Source organism: Alishewanella sp. d11, assembly GCF_049390205.1.
Taxonomy (GTDB): domain Bacteria; phylum Pseudomonadota; class Gammaproteobacteria; order Enterobacterales; family Alteromonadaceae; genus Alishewanella.
The window spans coordinates 555,246-578,739 of record NZ_CP186547.1 but is presented as its reverse complement, the minus strand read 5'-3'; the positions used below and the strand labels follow the sequence as shown (position 1 = coordinate 578,739).

At 44.8% G+C, this 23,494-nt stretch carries 22 protein-coding genes; 16 read left to right on the top strand and 6 right to left on the bottom strand.

Going from position 1 to position 23,494, the window contains the following annotated elements; all coding sequences use genetic code 11:
- Positions 1–13: 13 nt before the first annotated feature.
- Positions 14–766 (bottom strand): outer membrane protein assembly factor BamD, encoded by a 753-nt coding sequence (locus ACO1PK_RS02820; RefSeq protein ID WP_423187162.1) that lies wholly within the window; start codon positions 764–766, stop codon positions 14–16.
- A 123-nt stretch (positions 767–889) separates the two neighbouring features.
- Here ACO1PK_RS02820 and rluD point away from each other — a divergent pair, with 123 nt between their 5' ends.
- The 3 genes from rluD to clpB all read left to right on the top strand — a co-directional run bounded on the left by rluD (position 890) and on the right by clpB (position 5,341).
- Positions 890–1,864 (top strand): 23S rRNA pseudouridine(1911/1915/1917) synthase RluD, encoded by a 975-nt coding sequence (rluD, locus tag ACO1PK_RS02815; protein ID WP_423187161.1) that lies wholly within the window; start codon positions 890–892, stop codon positions 1,862–1,864.
- 26 nt (positions 1,865–1,890) lie between these two features.
- On the top strand, positions 1,891–2,652 hold the full coding sequence (gene pgeF, locus ACO1PK_RS02810) for a peptidoglycan editing factor PgeF (protein ID WP_423187160.1): 762 nt from the start codon (positions 1,891–1,893) through the stop codon (positions 2,650–2,652).
- A 103-nt stretch (positions 2,653–2,755) separates the two neighbouring features.
- Positions 2,756–5,341 (top strand): ATP-dependent chaperone ClpB, encoded by a 2,586-nt coding sequence (gene clpB, locus ACO1PK_RS02805; RefSeq protein ID WP_423187159.1) that lies wholly within the window; start codon positions 2,756–2,758, stop codon positions 5,339–5,341.
- Between the two features lie 20 nt (positions 5,342–5,361).
- Here the strand turns inward: clpB and ACO1PK_RS02800 are convergent, their stop codons facing one another.
- Positions 5,362–5,763 carry a DUF4124 domain-containing protein gene (locus ACO1PK_RS02800; RefSeq protein ID WP_423187158.1) on the bottom strand — a complete coding sequence of 134 codons (402 nt, stop codon included), beginning with the start codon at positions 5,761–5,763 and terminating at the stop codon, positions 5,362–5,364.
- 53 nt (positions 5,764–5,816) lie between these two features.
- On the opposite strand from ACO1PK_RS02800, the gene pssA reads away from it, so the two are divergent.
- From pssA to ACO1PK_RS02785, 3 genes are all read left to right on the top strand, one after another.
- Entirely contained in the window at positions 5,817–6,641 is an 825-nt protein-coding gene (gene pssA, locus ACO1PK_RS02795) for a CDP-diacylglycerol--serine O-phosphatidyltransferase (RefSeq protein ID WP_423187157.1), read from the top strand.
- 101 nt (positions 6,642–6,742) lie between these two features.
- Positions 6,743–8,350 carry a glutamate--cysteine ligase gene (gshA, locus tag ACO1PK_RS02790; protein ID WP_423187156.1) on the top strand — a complete coding sequence of 536 codons (1,608 nt, stop codon included), beginning with the start codon at positions 6,743–6,745 and terminating at the stop codon, positions 8,348–8,350.
- Between the two features lie 130 nt (positions 8,351–8,480).
- On the top strand, positions 8,481–9,119 hold the full coding sequence (locus ACO1PK_RS02785) for a hypothetical protein (protein WP_423187155.1): 639 nt from the start codon (positions 8,481–8,483) through the stop codon (positions 9,117–9,119).
- Positions 9,120–9,159: 40 nt separating this feature from the next.
- Here the strand turns inward: ACO1PK_RS02785 and ACO1PK_RS02780 are convergent, their stop codons facing one another.
- A complete protein-coding gene (locus ACO1PK_RS02780; protein WP_423187154.1) occupies positions 9,160–10,419 on the bottom strand; it encodes an HlyC/CorC family transporter in 1,260 nt (419 codons plus the stop codon).
- Positions 10,420–10,456: 37 nt separating this feature from the next.
- On the bottom strand, positions 10,457–11,248 hold the full coding sequence (locus tag ACO1PK_RS02775; RefSeq protein WP_423187153.1) for a cytochrome C assembly family protein: 792 nt from the start codon (positions 11,246–11,248) through the stop codon (positions 10,457–10,459).
- Positions 11,249–11,394: 146 nt separating this feature from the next.
- Here ACO1PK_RS02775 and ffh point away from each other — a divergent pair, with 146 nt between their 5' ends.
- From ffh to tyrA, 8 genes are all read left to right on the top strand, one after another.
- Positions 11,395–12,762 carry a signal recognition particle protein gene (ffh, locus tag ACO1PK_RS02770; protein WP_423187152.1) on the top strand — a complete coding sequence of 456 codons (1,368 nt, stop codon included), beginning with the start codon at positions 11,395–11,397 and terminating at the stop codon, positions 12,760–12,762.
- A 179-nt stretch (positions 12,763–12,941) separates the two neighbouring features.
- Positions 12,942–13,193: a 30S ribosomal protein S16 gene (gene rpsP / locus ACO1PK_RS02765; RefSeq protein WP_423187151.1), complete on the top strand. Its 252-nt coding sequence runs from the start codon at positions 12,942–12,944 to the stop codon at positions 13,191–13,193.
- Between the two features lie 18 nt (positions 13,194–13,211).
- Positions 13,212–13,748, top strand: a complete 537-nt coding sequence (rimM, locus tag ACO1PK_RS02760; RefSeq protein ID WP_423188264.1) for a ribosome maturation factor RimM — start codon at positions 13,212–13,214, stop codon at positions 13,746–13,748.
- Positions 13,748–14,524, top strand: a complete 777-nt coding sequence (gene trmD / locus ACO1PK_RS02755) for a tRNA (guanosine(37)-N1)-methyltransferase TrmD (protein ID WP_423187150.1) — start codon at positions 13,748–13,750, stop codon at positions 14,522–14,524. The genes rimM and trmD overlap by 1 nt, the downstream gene beginning before the upstream one ends.
- A gap of 22 nt (positions 14,525–14,546) precedes the next feature.
- The gene (gene rplS / locus ACO1PK_RS02750; RefSeq protein WP_189484011.1) at positions 14,547–14,906 is read left to right on the top strand and encodes a 50S ribosomal protein L19; all 360 of its coding nucleotides are present in this window, start codon (positions 14,547–14,549) and stop codon (positions 14,904–14,906) included.
- 36 nt (positions 14,907–14,942) lie between these two features.
- Positions 14,943–15,557, top strand: a complete 615-nt coding sequence (locus ACO1PK_RS02745) for a DNA-J related domain-containing protein (RefSeq protein ID WP_423187149.1) — start codon at positions 14,943–14,945, stop codon at positions 15,555–15,557.
- 373 nt (positions 15,558–15,930) lie between these two features.
- Positions 15,931–16,983 carry a 3-deoxy-7-phosphoheptulonate synthase gene (locus tag ACO1PK_RS02740; RefSeq protein ID WP_423188263.1) on the top strand — a complete coding sequence of 351 codons (1,053 nt, stop codon included), beginning with the start codon at positions 15,931–15,933 and terminating at the stop codon, positions 16,981–16,983.
- A gap of 4 nt (positions 16,984–16,987) precedes the next feature.
- On the top strand, positions 16,988–18,121 hold the full coding sequence (gene tyrA / locus ACO1PK_RS02735; RefSeq protein ID WP_423187148.1) for a bifunctional chorismate mutase/prephenate dehydrogenase: 1,134 nt from the start codon (positions 16,988–16,990) through the stop codon (positions 18,119–18,121).
- A gap of 40 nt (positions 18,122–18,161) precedes the next feature.
- On the opposite strand, the gene ACO1PK_RS02730 is transcribed toward tyrA, so the two are convergent.
- Positions 18,162–19,055, bottom strand: coding sequence for a TIGR00730 family Rossman fold protein (locus tag ACO1PK_RS02730; RefSeq protein ID WP_423187147.1), 894 nt, complete (start codon positions 19,053–19,055; stop codon positions 18,162–18,164).
- A gap of 102 nt (positions 19,056–19,157) precedes the next feature.
- Here ACO1PK_RS02730 and ACO1PK_RS02725 point away from each other — a divergent pair, with 102 nt between their 5' ends.
- Together ACO1PK_RS02725 and ACO1PK_RS02720 are read left to right on the top strand one after the other, a co-directional pair.
- Positions 19,158–20,762, top strand: a complete 1,605-nt coding sequence (locus tag ACO1PK_RS02725) for a Na/Pi cotransporter family protein (protein ID WP_423187146.1) — start codon at positions 19,158–19,160, stop codon at positions 20,760–20,762.
- A complete protein-coding gene (locus ACO1PK_RS02720; protein ID WP_423187145.1) occupies positions 20,752–22,158 on the top strand; it encodes an MBL fold metallo-hydrolase RNA specificity domain-containing protein in 1,407 nt (468 codons plus the stop codon). Before ACO1PK_RS02725 ends, ACO1PK_RS02720 begins: the two co-directional genes overlap by 11 nt.
- A 47-nt stretch (positions 22,159–22,205) precedes the next feature.
- Here the strand turns inward: ACO1PK_RS02720 and ACO1PK_RS02715 are convergent, their stop codons facing one another.
- A complete protein-coding gene (locus ACO1PK_RS02715; protein WP_423187144.1) occupies positions 22,206–23,357 on the bottom strand; it encodes a chorismate mutase in 1,152 nt (383 codons plus the stop codon).
- Between the last annotated feature and the right edge of the window lie 137 nt (positions 23,358–23,494).

Below are 23,494 nucleotides of genomic sequence, written 5' to 3'. Positions count from 1 at the left end.
CTTTATTAACAGATTACTGAAAGCGGCTGTTTTGTGGAAAGTTAAGCTCTAACACTTGTAGGGTATCTTGTTTAAGCTTGTCTAATCCCAGTCTGTCATAACTTTCCACCATAATTTCCAAGGCTTGCTCAACTACAGGGGTGTCACGATAAAACTCGACTACATATTTGCCACGATTGGCTGCTGCTAAGAATGCACCACGGCGCAGGTAGTAATCAGCAACTAAAATCTCATGTCGAGCCAACTTATTTTTTATCATTAGCATGCGCTGTTTTGCATCTGCGGCGTATTTACTATCAGGGTAGTTATTAAGCAGTATTTTAAAATCATCGAAGGCTTGTCGGGTGCTACTCAAGTCACGGTCAGCACGATCAATACCAAAAAACTCTTGGAAGGCATTTTCATCCGCTTTTAGGTTGGTCAAACCGCGCATGTAGTAAACATAGTCAAGATCAGGCTGGTTGGGGTTCAAGCGGATAAAACGATCAATGCTGGCTAAAGCCTGAGGCAAATCTCCAGCCTGATGATAGGCGTAAATGAGATCTAACTGCACTTGACGTGCTAGTGGGCCAAATGGAAAACGACTTTCTACTGCTCTCAATAACTCAATCGCTCTATTATACAAGCCAACATTTAACACATCTTTTGCTTGCTGATATTGGCCCTGTGCAGTTTGTGTAGGGTCAATTTGTTGTTCATTTGGTTTTGTGGCGCAGGCACTTAAGGTGGCTGTCATCAAAATAATCAGGATAAATTTCAATTTCATGTAAAAATCCGTTACTACTTATGCTAAATGGCTGTCTAGTCCAGCGTAAAATCGTTAAAATACGTTCTATTGCGATTCTACCCCAGATAACGAGGGGTTGCACACAGGATAACTGCTTCCGTCATGACAAAACAGATAAAACTTTCACAAATCGTTCCTGATCATCTTTATGGTAAGCGCTTAGATCAGGTTTTGGCTGAAATGTTCCCCGATTATTCGCGTTCGCGGATAAAAGATTGGATTTTGGCCGATGCGGTTCTGGTTAACCAGCAACTTTGTAATACACCTAGACAAAAAATGCTAGGTGGAGAGCAAATTGATATCACGGCAGCGTTACCAGAGGATGAACGCTTTGAAGCTGAGCCTATCGATTTAGATATCATTTTTGAAGATGAGCATATCTTAGTCATTAACAAACCTGCAGGCTTAGTAGTTCATCCTGGTGCCGGTAATAGTGATGGCACCTTATTGAATGCGTTATTGCATCATTGTCCTGGCATTGCTGAAGTTCCTCGTGCGGGTATTGTGCATCGGTTGGATAAAGATACCACCGGCTTAATGGTTATCGCTAAGACCATTCCGGCACAAACACACTTAGTGGAAGCCATGCAAGCTAGGGAAATAACCCGCGAATATGAAGCGGTTTGTTTTGGCGCTATGACGGGGGGCGGATCAGTAAATAGACCGCTGGGCCGACATCCAACCAAGCGCACCTTAATGGCGGTGATTGAAAATGGTAAGCCTGCGGTAACGCATTATAGAGTGATGGAAAAATATCGTGCCCATACGCGTTTAAGATTAAGGCTGGAAACCGGTCGTACCCACCAGATTCGTGTGCATATGACATTTATTGGCCATCCGCTTATTGGCGATCCGGTATACGGTGGCCGGCCAAGGCCGCCTAGACAGGCTGACGAAAGCTTATTAGTGATGATGCGTAATTTTAAACGTCAGGCATTACATGCCATCATGTTGAAATTAGCCCATCCAATAACAGGGCAATTATTAGAATGGCATGCGCCGTTACCAGATGATATGGTTGCGCTGAACGCTGCCTTGCGAGCAGATACGCAAAAACATGGTATGGACTTCGTTTAAAGCACGCGTTGGGATTAATCCAGATAATGCACAAGGTTCCTGAGAACTTACTTTTACCTGACTGGCCAGCTCCTGAGCAGGTGAGGGCTGTTAGTTCTAAAAGAACCGGTGGTTATTCGGGGCAAGGCTTTGCCAGTTTGAATCTGGGTGATCATGTCGGCGATGAGCCCACGGCAGTGGCACGTAATCGGCGGCTATTTCAAACCTTATCCGCTATGCCTACTAAGCCCTATTGGTTGCAGCAAGTGCATGGGGTTGCTGTTGCCAGACCTGATCTTGAATGCAATCAAACCGGTCCCATAGTCGCCGATGCCGCCTATAGTCGAAGTGCTGAGCGGGTTTGTATTGTTATGACTGCAGACTGTCTACCTTTGTTACTTTGTGATAAGGCTGGACGAGAGGTCGCGGCAGTCCATGCAGGTTGGCGCGGATTAGCTGCAGGCGTGATTGAACAGACCGTAAAGCAGTTCCAAGCTAAGCCCGCCGATATTTTGGTGTGGCTTGGCCCGGCTATTGGCCCTCAAGCGTTTGAAGTTGGTGCAGAAGTGCGCGCCGCTTTTATTAAGCAGCAAGCCGCAGCCAGTGCAGCCTTTACTACACAACCGTCAGCTAAATATCTGGCGGATCTTTATTTACTGGCGCGGCTACGCTTGCAGGCACTGGGTATTAGCGCAATTTATGGTGGTAATTTTTGTACCTATCAGCAAGCAGATGATTTTTTTTCCTATCGGCGTGATGGCCAAACAGGGCGGATGGCAACGGCTATCTGGTTAGAAACGCCCCAATAATGTGACCCAAGTCAAATTTTTGACGTTTACTGCTTGAAAAATCCACAATAGTGCCCAATCTTACAAAGCATCAACGCTTAATGATGCTTATGGGAGCCATATCATGCGATTAGACAAATTTACCAGTAAATTTCAAGAAGCCATCGCCGATGCGCAATCGCTAGCCCTCGGTCGGGATCAGCAATTTATTGAACCGGTTCATATTATGTTTGCCTTGCTCAATCAGGAGGGTGGAACCGTTCGTGAATTGTTAAATAAGCTCGCCATTAATTTTAATGAGTTACGCTCTAAAGTTAGTCAGGTTATCGATCGGTTGCCGCGAGTCGAAGGGGATGCTGCCAATTTACAACTTGCGGCTAGTACCGCGCAGCTGTTACAGCAGTGCGATAAGTTGGCGCAAAAGCGTAAGGATCAGTTTATCTCCAGTGAGTTGTTTGTGTTGGCTGCAGCGACAGATAAATCTGAACTTGGGCAAATTCTACAACAGTTAGGCGTAACCGCTGAAAAAGTGACTGTTGCGATAGAGCAGCTGCGCGGAGGTCAAACAGTCGATGATGCTAACGCTGAAGATACGCGTCAGGCTTTGACTAAATATACTATTGATTTAACTGCTCGGGCTGAAGCAGGCAAGTTAGATCCTGTGATTGGCCGCGACGAAGAAATTCGGCGCTGTATTCAGGTATTGCAGCGGCGCACCAAAAATAACCCTGTCTTAATAGGTGAGCCTGGCGTAGGTAAAACTGCCATCGTTGAAGGCTTAGCCCAGCGTATTATCAATAAAGAAGTGCCCGAGGGTTTAAAAGATAAGCGGGTGCTTTCTCTAGATATGGGTTCCTTGCTGGCTGGCGCTAAATATCGCGGTGAATTTGAAGAGCGTTTAAAAGCGGTGCTCAGTGATGTGGCAAAAGAAGAAGGGCAGATCATTCTCTTTATCGACGAGATCCACACCATGGTGGGCGCGGGTAAAGCCGATGGTGCTATGGACGCTGGCAATATGTTAAAGCCTGCACTGGCCCGAGGTGAATTACATTGCTTGGGCGCGACGACCTTAGATGAATATCGCAAATACATCGAAAAGGATGCAGCGTTAGAGCGTCGTTTCCAAAAAGTACTGGTGGAAGAGCCTAGTGTAGAAGATACCATTGCTATTTTACGTGGATTAAAAGAGCGCTATGAACTGCATCATGCGGTGGAAATCACGGATCCTGCTATTGTTGCCGCAGCGACCTTATCTCATCGCTATGTCAGTGATCGGCAGTTACCCGATAAAGCTATCGATCTTATCGATGAAGCTGCCTCTAGCATCCGCATGCAAATGGACTCCAAGCCCGAGGAGTTAGATCGGTTGGAGCGTCGTATTATCCAGTTAAAACTGGAAGATAATGCGCTTGCTAAAGAAACAGATGAGGCGAGTAAAAAACGCCGGGAGATTATTCAAGAGCAGATTCAGGAATTGGATAGTCATTACAATGAATTAGATGAGGTTTGGGAGTCGGAAAAAGCGGCTTTACAAGGAACGCAAAATATTAAAGCGGAACTAGAGCAAGCCCGACTAGATTTAGAGGTTGCAAGGCGTGCCAGTGATTTGCAGCGCATGTCTGAGTTACAGTATGGCCGTATTCCAGAGCTAGAGAAAAAACTGGATTTAGCCTCATTGGCAGAGATGCAGGAAATGACTTTGCTGCGGCATAAAGTCACAGAGCAAGAAATAGCCGATGTGTTATCCAAAGCTACGGGCATTCCGGTCAGTAAAATGCTGGAAGGTGAACGTGACAAATTGTTGCGGATGGAGCAGGTTTTACACCATAAAGTGATAGGGCAACACGAAGCTGTGAGCGCGGTGGCTAATGCTATTCGTCGCTCAAGAGCTGGCTTAGCGGATCCGAATAAGCCGATTGGTTCCTTTTTATTCTTAGGACCTACCGGTGTCGGTAAAACAGAGCTAACCAAGTCTCTGGCACAATTTTTATTTGACAGCCCTGATGCCATGGTACGCATTGATATGTCAGAGTTTATGGAAAAGCATGCGGTATCAAGGTTAGTCGGAGCACCACCGGGTTATGTAGGTTATGAAGAGGGCGGTTATTTAACCGAGGCTGTGCGCCGTAAGCCTTACTCGGTGATTTTATTGGATGAAGTAGAAAAAGCACATCCTGATGTGTTTAATATTCTGCTGCAGGTGCTGGATGATGGCCGTCTAACCGATGGTCAGGGGCGTACTGTTGATTTTAAAAACACCGTGATCATTATGACGTCTAACTTAGGCTCAGATTTGATTCAAGAGCATTACCGCGAATACAGTTATGCTCAGATGAAAGACATGTTAATGGGAGTACTGGCCCAACAATTTAGGCCGGAGTTTTTAAATCGATTAGATGAAGCGGTCGTGTTTCATCCATTGGATAGTGCACAAATTAAAGAAATTGCTCGAATCCAACTTGCGCGGTTAGAGCAGCGTTTGCAGCAACGTGATTATCAGTTGCAAGTCAGTGACGCTGCGCTAGATAAGTTGGCAGCCGTTGGTTTTGATCCGCTATTTGGGGCGAGACCGTTAAAACGGGCGATACAACAGCACTTAGAAAACGCCTTGGCGCAGTCTTTATTGCAGGGTGATATTATACCCGGTAGTACAATACTGATTGATCATGACGGTGAGCGCTTTGTGATCACGAGCCATAATAACATGTAATTTTTTGCACTGTTCTCTATTCAAGGCGTTGTAGTACAACGCCTTTTTATTTCAAACGTGGCCAGTAACTTCTGCTGCTCACGTTCATCTTGGGTAACCAGTCTTAACGTCTTTGTCGCCGCATCTTGTGTGTACAAATCTTGTTCGCTGTTGAGTAAGGTTAACTGCTCTTGAGCTTGTAAGCAGAGTTTAGGATCAAGCTGATCATCAGTGTCACTTTGGCTAACGGGTGTTGAAGCAGGGTTGTTACTACGAATTGTGATAATTTGGTATTGTCCCGCTGCAGGAGGGTATTGACTGAAATGTGTAACCCCCTTCTCATCTTGCCAACGATATACGGGGTGCGCCAAAAGTGCGTTGCTGCAGACTAAACAGATAAAGTATATAAAAATGAGACGCGCTTTTGCCATAGTTCTATCCATGTTATGTTATGTTCCTTATAATCAGTGTAACCTTTTTTTGTAGAAGTTGCCTTATGACAGAATTAAAAAATAATGATAGTAGTCCTCGCAAAGGGATCTACTTGTTGCCAAATCTATTAACCACTGCAGGTTTGTTTTCGGGTTTTTTTGCTATTGTTTCCTCTATGAATGGTCGCTTTGAAGCGGCGGCTGTGGCTATATTTATTGCGATGATCTTCGATGGCCTAGATGGCAGAGTTGCGCGTTTAACCAATACGCAAAGCGAATTTGGTGCGCAGTACGACAGCATGTCAGATTTGTTGGCTTTTGGTGTTGCACCTGCATTAGTCGCTTATAACTGGGCGTTAGCTGATTTAGGTAAGTTTGGTTGGCTTGCTGCCTTTATTTATGTTGCTTGCGCGGCACTGCGTTTAGCGCGTTTTAACGCCAACTTAGGTGTTACAGATAGTCATTACTTTCAGGGGCTGGCCAGTCCTGCGGCGGCGGCTTTAGTTGCTGGTATGATCTGGAATGGCGCAAGTTTTGACATCGATGGTGATAAATACGGTTATATTGTGGGCTTGATAACCATTGCTACTGGCTTCCTAATGGTCAGTAATTTCCGCTATAACTCGTTTAAAAATCTAAATTGGCGAGATCGAGTTTCTTTTTTGACGATTTTGCTAGTCGTGCTAATTTTTGTTGTGATCGCAGCAAGGCCTGCTCAAATGTTATTTTTAATCTTTGTGGTTTATGCGTGCTCTGGTCCTATAACGACCTTCAGAAGCGTACGTAAATTAAAGCTCGAGCATGTTGTTGGTGATTCAGATGATGCCGACTTTATGGAGGAGCAAATAAAGGATAAAGATAAAAAACCGGATCAGGCAGATAAACCGTAAGAGAGCCGTTAAGCTAACTCTTATATGCAGTAGTGGCATGTTGGTGTTGAAAATTGTGATTTATCCCCCATTTTCTGGGGGATATTTAGTTAATTTAAGGAATGACCTTGGCTTCTAGCATTATGCAACGCCTTACTGTATTGCAGCAAAATGGGCAAATGCAATCAATTGTCGGTATTAAGCGTGGTATCGAACGCGAAACGCTTCGCGTCAATGCTGATGGTACGCTAGCTCAAAGCCCACACCCGATGTCGCTTGGCGCTGCGCTAACGCATCCTTGGATCACGACTGATTTTTCTGAGTCTTTACTGGAGTTTATTACCCCAGCCAGTGCTGAAATTGATATCACGCTTAAGCAGCTGGCAGATATTCACCGTTTTACCAGCCGTAATTTGGCGGATGAACGACTTTGGCCCGCAAGTATGCCTTGTTATATTACTGATCAACACCAGATACCTCTGGCTTACTATGGTGAGTCCAATGTCGGAAAAATGAAAACCCTTTACCGACAGGGCTTAAAAAATCGCTATGGCAGTATGATGCAAGCGATCAGTGGCGTGCATTTTAATTTTTCGCTGCCGCAGAGTTTTTGGCAAGCCTACCAGACATTACATGCTAACCAAGGTAACTTGCAGGATTTTATTTCTGAGCAATATCTCGCATTAATCCGCAATTACAAACGCTATGCTTGGTTGATTGTGTACCTGTTTGGTGCCTCTCCAGCAATGTGCCAATCTTTCTTGGAGGGGCGGCAATCACGTTATCCATTTCAAAAGTTGGGAAGGGGCTCGCTTTATTTGCCTTACGCCACCTCGTTGCGGATGAGTGACTTGGGATACACAAACAGTGCGCAATCTAGTTTAAACATTACTTATAACAATCTCCCCGAATACATTAAGGGTTTGCATGCCGCAGTGAGTCAACCATCTGCAGAGTATCAAAGTATCGGGACCAAGGTTGCAGGTGTCTATCAGCAATTAAATGCTAATGTATTACAGATAGAGAATGAATTTTATTCCACTATTCGTCCTAAGCGAACCACCGAATCTGGGGAAAGACCTACTTGTGCCTTGGCTAAGCGCGGCGTTGAATATATTGAAGTTCGAGCCTTAGATGTTAATCCGTTTAGTGCTATTGGGATTACGGCTGAGCAAATGCATTTTCTGGATGTATTTTTAGTTTATTGTTTATTGGAGCAAAGTCCGCCACTGTCTGCTGCAGAACAAAGCATTACTGAGCAAAACCTGAAAAAAGTGGTGACTGACGGTCGTAGAACTAATTTAGAGTTACTGCAAGATGGGCAACCTCGCCTTATGCAAGATTGGGCAGAACAGCTTTTTGCCGATATGATGCCTGTCGCTAGTTGGCTTGATCAAGCTTACGGCACTGATCGCTATCAAGCTGCGTTAAAACAGTATTATTTATCTCTTTTAGATCCCGCGCAGACGTTGTCTGGTAAAGTGCTCAATCATTTACTGAGCGCTCGTAAAGATAATGGTGTTTATATGCGCGAACTCGCTGAAACCTATCGACAGCAACTGAGCAATGAGCCCTACCAATTTTATACCGAGCAAGAGTTTAACAATGCGCTTAGTGAGTCATTAGCAAAGCAAGCTGCCATTGAAGCCAGCGATGTACTCAGCTTTGATGATTATATCCGGCAGTATTTTGCAGAAGTACCGGCCTGCGAAGAAGAGAGCATTATTTGATCGTGGTTAGGCTGACGAGTGGGTTCTGCAAGAATCCCCAAAAAAAACGGCTACCAGAGGTAGCCGTGAAGGAGAATCCAGGGAAAACAAAAACTTGGTTGAATCCATTCATAACGTTAGAATCCATGTTATGCAGATAGTTCAAAAATCTTCCAAAATAAATAAATTTTTTTCTGCACTGGGTATTTGTTTACTATTATCCAGCTGCGCTACTCCGCCACCGCAAAACACCTCTAATATTTGTGAAATTTTCCGAGAGCATCGCTCATGGTACGATGCTACGGCGAAAGCCAGCGAAAAATGGGGTGTCCCCATCGCCATTCCGATCAGCTTTATGTATCAGGAAAGTAGTTTTCGACATAATGCAAAACCACCGATGCGTTACTTTTTAGGTTTTGTTCCTTATGGTCGCGGCAGTTCAGCTTATGGTTATTCGCAGGCACAAACGCCGGCATGGAATGATTATGTGAAAGAAACGAATCGTTACTTTGCCAGCCGTAGTGATTTTGCCGATGCAGTCGACTTTATCGGCTGGTATATCGATAAAACGCACAGGGTGAATAAGATTGCTAAGCATGATGCTTATAGGTTATATCTCAATTATCATGAAGGCTGGGGAGGCTACCGGCGTGGTAGCTATCGCAACAAAGACTGGTTATTAAAAACGGCCCGCAGAGTTGATGACAGAGCAAAATTATATGAAAAACAATTAAAAAGCTGTGAAAAGGAATTTAAGCGCGGTTGGCTCGGGCGATTATTTTTCGACTAAGCTTTGTTGTCGCTAAGCAGTCAATACAGTTAATTCAATACTAAGCCTTTAACTGTAGCCGAACTGTTTTGATCATATTATCCTGCACATCTATGATTTCTAATGGGTAGCCAGCTAACTTAACGCTTAGGTTAGCTTGCGGTATTTCTTCAAGATATTCTAATAATAACCCATTTAAGGTCTTGGGGCCGTCCGTCGGGAATGCCAGCTGCATTTGCCGATTCAGATCACGTAGATTAATACTGCCATCAATCAAAAATGAACCGTCCGGCTGCTGGATAATTTCTTCTTGGCTATCTTCAATGACATCGGTAGTAAATTCTCCTACTACCTCCTCAAGAATATCTTCAAGCGTGACTAAGCCTTGAATATCACCATATTCATCCACTACTAAGCCAATTCTGTCTTTGGTGCTTTGGAATTTAAGTAGCTGGGTATTGAGGGGGGTGCCTTCGGGAATATAATAAATCTCATGCACTGAGCGTAATAAAGTCGCTTTGCTAAACTGATCTTTCAGTAGTAACTTGACCAAATCGCGTGGATGGATAAAGCCAAGGGCGTCATCAATGCTATCACGATACAACAATACTCTACTGTGCTGCGCATTCGCCAGTTGGCGGGTAATATCTTTCCACTCGTCGTTAATATCAATGCCGACAATTTCGTTACGTGGCGTCATAATATCTTCAACGGTAACATTTTCTAAATCTAATACACCAAACAGCATACTTTGGTGCTGTTCGGGTATCAATGCGCCCGCTTCGTGTACTACTGTTCTGAGCTCTTCAGCACTGAGACTATTGCCCCGATGCTTTTCTGGACTGACGCCCAATAACGCTAATAAACCATTGGTGACTTTATTTAACAAAAATACCAATGGGTAAAAAATCTTTAGTAGTACTTTTAAAATAACGGAAGCGGGAAAGGCTACCCGTTCAGGGTAAAGTGCTGCCAGTGTTTTTGGCGTAACTTCAGCAAATATAAGTACGACTAAGGTAAGCGCTATGGGAGCAATTGCTAAACCTAGATCGCCATATAGCCGCTGACCTATCAGCGTCGTTACTGTCGCTGCAGCAATATTCACTAGATTATTACCAATCAGAATAAGCCCAATCAAACGATCAGGTCTTTTGAGAAGTGCGCTGACTCTTTTCGCAGAGGTATTGTTCTCATTCTCGAGGTGTTTCAGTCGGTAAGGGTTAACCGACATCATGCCGGTTTCAGAGCCGGAGAAAAAAGCTGACAGTACAAGTAACACACCTAAAATGATAAAAAGGGTGCTGGTAGCAATAGCGTCCAAGAATTAGTTACCTATATTACCTAACATAATGATGTTACTAAAAACGTCCTAACAGCACTTCTTTGACAAAACGACTGCCAAAATAGGCTAGTGTTAATAAAGTTGTGCCAGTTAGCGTCAGAGAGATAGCGGTTTTTCCACGCCATCCTAAACGAGCATGACCCCAACACAATACCATAAAAATAACCAGCGCTAACGAACTTAGCAAACTTTTATGCTCTAGCCAATTGGTTGTATAAGGAATTCCGGTTATCAAGGCGATAACAAGGGTAAAAGTCCCTACTGCGAGCAACCGAAACTGTAATTTTTCGGCTTGCATTAACGGTGGTAAGAAGCGGCTGACGCCCGAGAAGTCTTTATGCTTTAACTTATAACTGATATAGGCTACTTGGATTGAATAGAGGGTAGCCATTGACAATACCACATAGGCTATTACTGCCAGCACAATGTGAATTAATAAGCCTGGGTTCTGTACTATATGTTGTATTTGCACAGCTTCGGGTACAAGTAGCGTTACCAGCATTAAGAGTGCCGCAAAGCCATAAACTAAGGGGAGCAATAAGATTGCTGGTGCACGAAGAGAGATAAGCGTAAAAGAGAGCGTAATTAGCCAACAAATTAAAGAGCTGACATTTTGTAAACTAAAGTTTTGCCCCTCGGCAGTAAAAATTGCACCGACCAAAGCAAACATATGCAGCACCACTGCCGCTGTTGCGGCAGAGAATACCCATTTAAAGTTAGGTCCTGCGGGATGAAATAAGCGCAGCACTATCGCACAGGTTGCGATTAAATATGCAAGCAGCGCCAGCGCAGGAAACAACGTAGGCATTCTTAACACTCCATTGATGCAATTAAGTTGGCTATTGTATTGCAAGTTTTGAAGAATGCCCAGTAACAATGTATAAACCTTAAGAGGCTGACGTACGAGTAGCAAAAGGTTATAATCAGGGCAATTTATGAATACGGGTAACTGTTATGTTTGAAAACCTGTCAGATCGTTTAAGCCGTACGCTAAAAAACATCAGTGGTCGCGGCCGTCTTACCGAAGATAATATCAAAGAAACCTTACGTGAAGTGCGGATGGCATTGCTTGAGGCTGACGTTGCCTTGCCGGTGGTACGCGACTTTATCAATCAGATTAAAGAGCGTTCGGTTGGTTTAGAAGTCAGTAAAAGCTTAACGCCAGGGCAAGAATTTCTAAAGATAGTGCGTAAAGCGTTAGAGGAGGCCATGGGGGAGGCTAACCAAGAGTTAGCATTAAATACCCAGCCACCCGCAGTAATTTTAATGGCAGGTTTACAAGGGGCGGGTAAAACCACTTCTGTTGGTAAATTAGCGAAGTTCTTAACTGAGCGCAAAAAGAAAAAAGTGCTGGTGGTATCGGCCGACGTGTATCGTCCAGCCGCTATCAAGCAATTAGAAACGCTGGCCAAAGATATTGGTGTTGAGTTTTTCCCAAGTGATATCTCACAGGCACCGGTTGCTATCGTGAATGCTGCCATTAGCCATGCAAAAACCCGGATGTTTGATGTGTTGCTGGTCGATACCGCAGGTCGCTTGCACGTAGACAGCGAGATGATGGATGAAATCAAGGCGTTGCATGCTGCGGTAAATCCTATTGAGACCTTGTTTGTTGTTGATGCGATGACCGGTCAGGATGCAGCGAACACGGCTAAAGCCTTTAACGAAGCCTTGCCACTGACAGGGGTGATTCTTACCAAAGCCGATGGTGATGCGCGTGGCGGTGCCGCGTTGTCGATCCGGCATATTACCGGCAAGCCCATTAAGTTTATCGGTACCGGTGAAAAAACCGATGCTCTTGAACCTTTTCATCCAGACCGCATTGCTTCACGTATTCTGGGAATGGGTGACGTACTTAGCTTAATAGAAGAGCTAGAGCAGAAGGTTGATAAAGAAAAGTCGGCGAAAATGGCGCAAAAGATGATGAAAGGCAAAGGCTTTTCATTAGAAGATTTTCGCGATCAGCTAGTACAAATGCGCAGCATGGGCGGCATGATGTCGCTGATGGATAAGCTGCCAGGGATGAAGAACCTGCCAGCCGGCGCTGCTAGTCAGTTGGATGAAAAGCAGTTTGTGAAAATGGAGGCTATTATTAACTCCATGACACCCAAAGAGCGCGAGTTTCCTGACTTGTTAAAAGGCTCACGTAAAAAACGTATTGCTGCAGGCTCTGGTACGGAAGTGCAAGATATTAATAAGCTGCTGAAGCAATTCACCCAAATGCAGAAAATGATGAAGCAAATGTCGGGTAAAGGCGGTTTAATGAAGATGATGCGCAGCATGGGGGGCAAGCTACCACCAGGGATGTTGCCACCACGTTAGGGCTGGGAGTATTTGAGGTAACGTCTGTTCGTTGTCCAGTAGCAAGTTTGGCGTTATGGGTTGCCAAGCCGCGAAATGCCTTGCATTCGTGGTAAAAATCCGTACAATGCAGCAGCCTCCAGCCCGTCTGGGGGCTTTGTTATTTTTTAAAACCTGAACGATTAAAATTAGAGGACGGTATGGTAACTATTCGTTTACAACGTGGTGGCGCGAAAAAGCGTCCATTTTACCAAGTTGTGGTAGCGGACAGCCGTTTTGCTCGTGATGGCCGCTTTATTGAGCGCGTGGGTTTCTTTAACCCAATCGCCAGCGGTACTGAAGAGAAACTGCGTCTGGACCTGGATCGCGTTGACCACTGGGTAGCACAAGGTGCTTCATTAAGTGATCGCGTAGCCAATCTGGTAAAAAATGCTAAGAAAGCAGCTGCTTAATTAGCGAAGCGTGTGGAGTTGTCACTGTTGAGTGAAAAAGATTTTATTGTGCTTGGTAAGTTTGGTGCGGTTTACGGCATCAATGGCTGGCTGAAAATTAACTCCTACACGGATATCCCGGAAGGGATTTTTGATTACACACCCTGGCAAGTTAAATTTCAGGGTAATTGGCAGCCAATGCAAGTCAGTAGCTGGAAACGGCATAGTAATAGCTTAATTGCAAAACTAACTGGTGTTAATGATCGTGATTTAGCTCAGCAATATGTCAATGCCGATATCGCTGTACCGGCCACTGCCTTACCGGCGCTGGACGAAGGTGATTTCTACTGGAAAGATCTGATGGGTCTGACGGTAGTAAACGAGCAAGGCTATAATCTGGGTGAAGTAATCGATTTAATGGAGACCGGATCTAACGATGTGTTAGTGGTGAAAGCCAACCGGACCGATGCATTTGGCAAGAGTGAGCGGTTAATTCCTTATCTTAATGATACTGTTGTCAAACAGGTGGATTTAGCAGCAAAGCAAATCTTAGTAGATTGGGACCCGGCGTTTTAATGCAGGAACAACAAAGGTGGGTGGGCGTTGTCTCACTGTTTCCGGAAATGTTTCAGGCAATAACGCAATACGGTGTCACTGGTCGTGCTGTAAAGCAAGGTTTAATACAGTTACAGTGTTGGAATCCGCGGGATTATACTTCGGATAAACACCGTACCGTTGATGATCGGCCTTATGGTGGTGGCCCTGGTATGCTAATGATGGTGCAGCCCCTAACCGACGCCATTCACGCAGCGAAACAGGCTGCAGGAGCGGATGTCTATACGGTGTATTTATCGCCGCAAGGCCGTAAATTAGACCAGCAAGGTGTTGCTGAACTGGCGAAACACTCGAAGCTGCTGTTAGTAGCTGGCCGTTACGAAGGGATTGACGAGCGCGTAATCGAATCTGAAATTGATGCTGAATGGTCAATTGGTGATTATGTATTAAGTGGTGGCGAATTGCCGGCGATGGTATTAATAGATGCCGTATCGCGACTAGTACCCGGTGTACTAGGGCATGATTTATCAGCAGAGCAGGATTCGTTTGCTACTGGTTTGCTGGATTGCCCACACTATACGCGTCCTGAGGTGTTAGCAAACAAACAGGTGCCGGCAGTATTACTGAGCGGTCACCATGAAGAAATTAGACGCTGGCGTCTGAAGCAGGCTCTTGGTAGAACCTGGTTAAGACGGCCGGATATGTTAAATTCCCTGGCTCTGACTAAGGAGCAACGCAAATTACTGGCTGAATTCCAACAGGAACACCAGGCGTTGCAGCTGCAACAAGATAGTTAATTCCAGGTAAAGTGAGATTGTTATGAGCAAAGTTAGCCAAAACATCATCAAACAACTTGAACAGGAACAAATGAAGCAAGACGTTCCTGCATTCGCTCCAGGTGATACTGTAGTGGTTCAAGTTAAAGTTAAAGAAGGCGATAAAAGTCGTCTGCAGGCATACGAAGGCGTAGTTATCGCTAAGCGTAACCGTGGTCTGCACTCAGCCTTCACCGTCCGTAAAATCTCTAATGGCGAAGGTGTTGAGCGTGTATTCCAAACGCACAGCCCATTAATTGACAGTATTACTGTTAAGCGCCGTGGTGCGGTTCGCCGTGCTAAGCTTTACTACTTACGCGATCGTTCAGGTAAATCAGCGCGTATCCGCGAAAAGCTTAACTAAGCACCTGAGGCCGGCAATTTTGCCGGCCTTGTTTTTATGCCTGAAGGTCTAACCGCTGCACCCGCTCTAAACGCACAGGTCCTCGAACAGTTGGAACAACAGCTCGAAACCTTACTGCTGCGTCGTTATGGTGAGATCACTGAACAGCAACTGCTCAGCTTGCTGCAATTAAAACCCTTTCATGGCGTCACGGATAGCCAACTCGCTTTATTTCAATTGCATTTTGTGCTTTATCATTTGTTATATCGTATTGCTGAACGTTGGGCACAAACAGAAACCGCCTATTTAGAAATTGGCTTAGCAAGAGTGAAAATTAGCCCTTGGCAAAATACTTTGCCGCAACTTACTGACAATAAAGGTGCTTATTACGCGGATTGGCGTAATTACTGGCGAATGACGCCGTTAGCACTAACTGAGCGTTTAACCCAATTCTGGCAGTTTTATCAAAAACGTTATGGAACCCTAACGCCGATCAACCTTTCTGACGAGGAAGCGCTTGCTATATTGCAGCTAGATTGGCCTTGCTCCTTAGTTGAGCTTAAAAAAGCCTTTCGCAAACAATCATTAAAATATCATCCAGATCGTGGTGGCGATAAACAAAGTTTTATTCGCTTATCACTCGCCTATAAAAAAGTGTTACAGCGCCTATAAAAAATCTGTCCTCACAGCTTAGTTGCTTTCAAAACCTCTACTATCAGTTGTTTCTTTAGCGAATTTTCAAAGCAAACGCCAGCATTAGCGTCCAACGCTGTCGCGGGGTAATTCATAGTCTTTTATGCTTAGCTAACCTTTTATGCTTACTGTAATTAAATGTGTACATTGCTGAATTTGTTGCTTAAGGCTTGTAATCCTTATTTTAATTGGGTTTTATGGTTGATCTTTAGCGCCTATATCCGTAGACTGCATTTTATGTAATAAATTAAGTACGGCTTGTATTTATAAGTTTACGCTTGTTCTGTCTGCAGTCAGGTGTTGCAATAGATTAGCCATACTGAGCAAAGTAACTGGAGTAGGTTAGATGAGTATGATAGTTGATGACTTGCGCATTGTGGCGCAAAAGCCATTAAGTTCACCGGCAGTATTAAAGAAAGTATTGCCCTTGTCAGAGCAGGGCACAGAGTTTGTAGCAAAAGCACGCTTAGACATTGCCAATATCATTCATGGTATTGATAAACGTTTGTTAGTAGTAACGGGGCCTTGTTCCATTCATGATCCGGTCGCGGCTATTGAGTATGCTAAAAAATTAAAGGCGCTGCAGCTGGCATACAGCGACAGCTTATACATTGTCATGCGGGTGTACTTTGAAAAACCGCGTACCACAGTCGGTTGGAAAGGCTTTATTAATGATCCGCATTTAGATGATTCCTTTGATTTGGAAACGGGCTTAACTTGGGGGCGGGAATTGCTGCTAAAAATGGTTGAGTTAGAACTACCGGTAGCAACGGAAGCCTTGGATCCGATCAGCCCACAGTATATGTCTGATTTAATTAGCTGGGCAGCGATTGGCGCTCGCACTGTTGAATCCCAGACGCACCGCGAAATGGCCAGTGGCCTTTCTATGCCGGTTGGCTTTAAAAACGGCACTGACGGCAGTCTGAGTGTAGCGCTTAATGCATTACAGTCTGCGGCAAGTGGCCATACCTTTTTTGGGATCAACCAAAAAGGCGAAGTCAGTCTGGTGCAAACCGCGGGTAACCCAGATGGTCATATTATTTTACGGGGTGGTGTGCAGCCTAATTACGATGCGGCTAGTATCAAGGCGGCTTTGGAGCAACTAGACAAGTTGAAATTACCGCGGGGTATAGTGGTAGATTGTAGTCATGGCAATTCGAGCAAAGATCACAATCGCCAGCCTGCCGTTGCTGAGGACGTATTGGCACAGCGTTTGGCAGGCAATGAAGCGATTATCGGTATTATGCTGGAAAGCCATCTGCACGCGGGTAATCAAAAGTTGGTAAAGGGTAAGGCCGAGCATTATGGGGTTTCGATCACTGATGCCTGTATTGATTGGCAGACTACCGCGACCTTGTTGGCACGTTTACATCAGCAAATGTTGCCCCTGCAGGCGGTGGCGTAACAAGATGACGTTAGAGACTGCACAGCAGGCGTTACAGCCTTTACGGGAACAGATTGACGCTATCGATAGCGAACTGGTTAAGCTTTTAGCTGCGCGCGCTAAAGTAACGGCTCAGGTGGGGCAAGTGAAACAACAATTTGCCTTACCCGTCTATGTGCCGGAGCGTGAACAAGCGTTGTTACACGCCAGGCAGCAGCAAGCAGAGCAGGCCGGTGTATCGCCGGCACTAGTAGAGGATATTCTGCGGCGGATAATGCGCGAATCTTATGCCACCCAAGACAATCACTTTGTGTGTTGCCGTCCAGCGGGCGGCAAAGTGGTCGTGGTGGGCGGTGCAGGTGCTTTAGGTGCACGTTTTGTCAGTTTATTGCAACGTTCTGGTTATCAAGTTGCTATTCTGGAACAGCAGGATTGGCCGAATGCCGCTATGCTGTGTCAAGATGCGGTATTGGTATTGCTGGCAGTACCCATTACCTTAACTGAGCAGGTGATTGCCCAGTTACCGCCACTGTCCCCGCATTGTGTATTAGCCGATCTAACTAGTATCAAAGCCAGACCACTAAAGGCAATGCTGGCAAAACATCCCGGCCCGGTGCTTGGTTTGCATCCAATGTTTGGCCCAGATATTCATAATTTGATTAAACAAGTTGTGGTAGCTTGTCATGGACGCGGTGAAGCAGACTATCAATGGTTGTTAAAGCAATTGGTAATCTGGGGCGCAGAAATTAGTTTTAAAGATGCCGATGAACATGATCAAGCCATGCAGCTTATTCAAGCCATGCGGCATTTTTCATCTTTAGTTTACGGCGTGCATTTGGCTGAAGAGCAAGCCAATCTACCGGAGTTGCTGGCGCTAAGCTCACCCATTTACCGGTTAGAGTTGGCAATGGTGGGGCGATTATTTGCACAAAATGCCGAGCTTTATGCCGATATTATGCTGGCCTCTAGTGATGTGGCAGCCTTACTGAGCCGTTATCAGCAGCGTTTCTCACAACTCTTAGCTTTACTGCAAGCCCAAGATAAAGCGGGTTTAATGGCTGAGTTTGCCAAGGGGCAAGCGTTTTTTGGTGAGTTAGCAGAGCAGTTTTTACAGGAAAGTAAGCAATTACTGCAAAAAGCTGCGGATGGGCGCAGCTAACGCGCCCAGTTTATTTTGGTTTTAGGCTCTGCTAACAATATCAGTTGTTGGCAGTAGCGCCTAATTGATAAAAATCATAAATAATTTGCCAAGCGTGTTCTGGCGTATCGACATACTGAATTAGCTCCAGATCTTGTGGGCTGATTAAACCTTCTTCTGCCAGTATGTCAAAGTTGATCAATCTTTGCCAGAATGCCTTGTCGAACAAAATGACCGGAACACGCTCGGCTTTGCGAGTTTGAATAAGGGTTAATGTTTCAAAAAGTTCATCCAGAGTACCAAAGCCACCAGGGAAAGCGACCAAAGCGCGGGCGCGTTGTAAAAAGTGCATTTTGCGAATAGCGAAATAGTGAAACTGAAAGCAAAATTCCGGTGTGATATAAGGATTGGGATTTTGCTCTTTTGGCAACACGATATTTAACCCAATACTTTTACCATTGGCGTCCATGGCACCGCGATTGGCGGCTTCCATAATACCAGGCCCGCCACCGCTGATAATCATTAATGCCGAATCAGGTTTAGCGTGACTATGCGCAGTGACCAAGCTAGCAAAGGTTTGCGCAGCACTGTAATACTGGCTATTGCGAACATCCCGTTTTGCCATATTCAGTAGATTGAGTGCTGCTAGGCTAGAAGGATCTGTATCGTAAGCTTGCTGAGCCTGTTGTAGATTTTTTTTCGCCTGCTCAGCTGATAAAAAGCGCGCACTGCCAAAGACTACTACGGTGGCATTAACATGATGTTGCTCTAAAACCATCTGTGGTTTCAGATATTCTAATTGTAATCTCACATGCCGCAATTCGTCTTGCATCAGCAAATCGCTATCCGCAAAGGCGAGCTTGTAGGATTGATGATCTTGCAAGCGGGCTATGGCGTCTAATGAGTCCTGTGCGGTAGCAAAATGCCGCTTGTGCAGTAGGTGATGATCTGACATAAGATAAATCCTTAAGAGAAAGAATCTGCATAGTTATTTGATGCAGCGCAGATAAGTCATTTTATAGTTGCGTTATAACAGATAAAACAAAAAAGGATAAATATGTGGTCTGAATTTTTGATGGGCTTAGGTTCCTTAGGTTTAATTTTGCTGGGCATGGATTGGTTGAGCAAAGGCCTAAAAACTGCGGCAGGTCCAGCATTAATGCAATTTTTACAGCGCTGGACGGCTCGTGCTTGGCAAGGTCTGTTATTTGGTACTGCGGCTACTGTGGCAGTGCAATCTTCTACTGTATTAACTGTTACAACCATTGGCTTCGTTAACGCTGGAATTTTGTCGTTAAACAACGCAGCTTTTGTGATTTATGGTAGTAATGTCGGTACCTCGTTAACGGGCTGGTTTGTCGCGCTAGTCGGTTTACAGTTCAAAATAGATGCCTTGGCCCTGCCCATGATTGGTATAGGTGCTATCTTAAAACTTTTTGCAAAGCCTAGCCGAGCTCAGGGGATCGGAGAAGCGCTTATTGGTTTTGGCTTATTCTTTTTAGGGTTAGCTTACTTAAAAGACAGTTTCGATGCGGCCTTTGTTGATATTGAATTCACCGCTTTAAGCCAATTAGGTTTCTGGGGCATTTTACTTGGCGTATTACTTGGCACCTTGTTAAGTGTGGTGATGCAAGCTTCTATCGCCGTTATTGCGCTGGTGATCACAGCGGTTGCGGCAGGCGTATTGCCTTTACCCCTAGCGGCAGCTTTTGTGATTGGCGCCAATCTTGGCACAACTTCAACCGCTATTATTGCCACCTTAGCGGCAACGGCTAAAGCTAAACGTTTAGCGATGTTGCATGTGATCTTTAATATTATTACCGGTGTTGTGGCGATTTTTATATTAAACCCCTTGTTGTGGCTAATTAATATTATCCAAAATACATTGTTTCATGATCCGAATCCGGCAATCAGTTTGGCATTGTTTCACACCTGTTTTAATATTCTGGGTGTGATCTTAATGTGGCCACTGACTGGCCGTTTAGTGTTGTTTTTAAATGGGCGTTTCCGTTCGCGGAAGATAGGGCAACTTCATGTATTGGATGCCTCGAGCTTAAGTATTCCAGCTGTTGCAATCAAAACGCTTAGTATGGAGAGCATTCGAGTGGCCCAACTGATTAGTGGCCAAGCATTAATGTTGAGTGAGGGGAAGCCCCTGAATAACGACACTCAGGAAAACATCAGACAGCTGCAAAATGATATTAATCATTATTTACTGCAATTAGGTAAGAGCCCATTAGCTGCACCTGAGTCAAAAGCCTTAAATGAATTGGTCAAAAATTTATTACGCTTGGAAATGAGTCTGCAATTATTGCCAGAACTTGCTTTGCAAGCACAGCGAGATCCGACTTTTTTTGAACCTGAACAGGCCTTTTGGCAGCAACTACAAAGCGCCCGCTTACCAGAAGATGCACAAAACATTCGTAGTGGTTATCGTGATTTGATGCGCCAGCGCCAAAAAATGAAAGATCAACTCTACTTACTGGTGTTAACTGAGCGAGTAAGTAATGACACAGGCGGGGATCAATTGTTACGGATTGCACAGTTGCGTCGTTTTAATCAGCAGCTAACCAGAGCGATGTTAGCCTTAGCCAATTTACAAGGTAGTACCGAGACAATTCAGTCTGAATCGACACATGAGGATATACAGTATGCCAGTTAATGCCAGTTTAACGTTTATTGGAGCGGCTCAGCAGGTAACCGGTTCTTGTTATTTAGTTAAGTTAAACCATCAGCAATTCTTATTAGATTGCGGCATGGTACAGGGGGCGGATCAAGTCAGGGAATGGCATAAATTCCGTTTTCCATTTAAACCCAAAGAAATAGAAGCGGTGATCTTATCGCATGCTCATATTGACCATAGCGGGTTACTGCCATTATTGGTGGCCAAGGGCTTTACAGGAAAAATTTACTGTACGCCGGGTACTGCTGAGTTATTGCCCGTGTTGTTAAAAGACTCCGTCAACTTATATTTAAAAGATTTAGAATGGCAAAACAAAAAAGCCGCCCGTGCTGGCAAGAAGATACAAGAACCGGTGATGGCAGTAAAAGATGTCGAACGCGTGTCGGAGTTAGTGCATACGCTTAGCTATAACAAACGGGGCTTTCCCTTAGCGGGTGTAGAGCTGGAGTTTGCCGATGCTGGCCATATCCTTGGCTCAGCCATAGTGCAGTTATGGCTCAAAGGTAAACAGGCGATGCGTAAATTGGTATTCTCGGGTGATTTGGGCAATCCTGCTACCGTATTACTGCCAGCAGCAACAGAAATTGGCCAAGCCGATATCGTGTTAATGGAAAGCACCTATGGTAACCGCGATCACCAGCCTTTAGAGCATACCATTACAGAATTTGCTGACGCCTTAGCCGAAGCTTATGATGGCGGCGGCAATGTGTTTATTCCTGCGTTTGCCTTAGGTCGTTCGCAAGAGATTTTATATTATTTGGCATTATTACATCGTCAGGGGCGTTTAAAGCAGCGCTTGGTCTTTTTAGATAGCCCAATGGCCATTAGTATCACTAAGATTTATGATGAGTTTTTGCATCGACTCGATCACGCCGATTTGGAGCGTATCGGTTACAAAAAGGGCATGACCTTAGAGCAATTGCTACCGATGTTAAAGCTCTCTGCCAGCATTGAAGATTCCATGGCGATTAACCGAGTGACGCAGGGTGCCATTATTATTGCCGGTAGTGGCATGTGTAATGGTGGCCGAATCGTGCATCATTTAAAACATAATTTATGGAAAAATACCAATCATCTGATTTTTGTTGGCTTTCAGGCCCGAGGAACCTTAGGTAGAAGGCTGGTGGATGGTGAAAAGCGGGTTAAGATGTTTGGTCAAGATATTGTGGTGAAAGCCAAAGTACACACCATAGGCGGTTTTTCTGCGCATGCTGGGCAGTCTGAGCTGTTGCAATGGGCTAAAGCCATTACAGGAGCTCCCGCTTTTTACCTAGTGCATGGTGAACCTGAAGCGCAGTTAGTGCTACAGCAAAAACTAGCCGATGCAGGTATTGCAGCGCAGATCCCAATGCAAGGCGAGGTATTAACCTTTTAAGCATTGGTAAAGATGCCAATCTTTAACGGATTGGCATCTGTTCTTACTTAGCTTTGTGGTTGGGTTGGCGTAATATCATCACTAGGGTAGCATCCCAGTACCTTAACGAATTTTGTAATACCATTTAGCTCTTCCAAAGCTCTGGTCATGGCATAGTCATTAAGATTGGCTGCGACATCAACATAAAACATTTCTTCCCAAGGATTGCCAGGAATAGGCCGTGACTCCAGCTTACTCATGCTAATACCATGTTGTTTTAACACCAACAAGGCCTCGACCAGTGCACCTGGCTGTTGTCCCGTATACATGATAAAGGTCGTTTTGGCAGGGATAGCTTTTGCCACATTCACAGCTTTACGCGCCACCACAATAAAGCGGCTGACATTATCTTTTTGATTCGCCAGTTGCCGAGTGAGCACCTCTAAGCCGTATAACTTACCACCTTCTTCGCCACCAATAGCGATAATGGTCGGATCTTGAAGTTCTTTTACCTTGGCAAAGGCGGCGGAAGAGCTATCGCAATAGTCTATTTTAACATTGGTTAAACCGAGTAAAAATTGGCTACACTGCGCAATAACTTGTGGATGTGAACAAACTTGGCGGATTTTGCTCAGATCTGTGCCAGGAAGTCCCAGTAAACAATGCTCAATAGGGTGTGTTAATTCACCCACTATGGATAAACGGGTGTGCTGTAAAATATCGTACACTTCGTTAATCGAACCAGACGAGGTATTCTCTATTGGCAGCAATGCATAATCGGCATGTCCGGTTTCAACAGCATTCACAATTTCATTAAAGCTATCACAGCCAAGTTCAATGATCTGCTCTGCGCGGCGGGTGAAATATTTCTGGGTTGCCCAGTAGCTATAAGAGCCTTGACCACCCAAAAAGGCAACGCGAATAGCCTGAGCGTTTTCACCGTTTAGTTTGCCTTGTACTTTAGCTTGTTGTTGTAACACCGAGTCTTCAATAATGACATGAAAAATACGCGTAACATATTGCGCATCAAGTCCCTGTACTTTTCCTTTTTCGATCAAAGACAGTAATAACTCTTGCTCGCGTTTGGTATCACGAATGGGTTTATTTTGGGAGAGCTTAGCTTCTGCTACGGCTAGTGCTAAGCCACGGCGTGTTGCCAGTAAACTTAGCAATTGCTGATCGGTATCGCTGATAGCTTGCCGTATTTCGTTTAATTCCATGTTTTACCTCTTGCCAATAGCTGTAAAATTGTCAAAAAAAAACCTCCCACAGGGGGAGGTTTTATGCTTTTTCGTGCGCGCACGGTAAGCTACCCCCCAGTACAGGTGGTAAAGCTAAAAAAACCGAGTGCAAAATT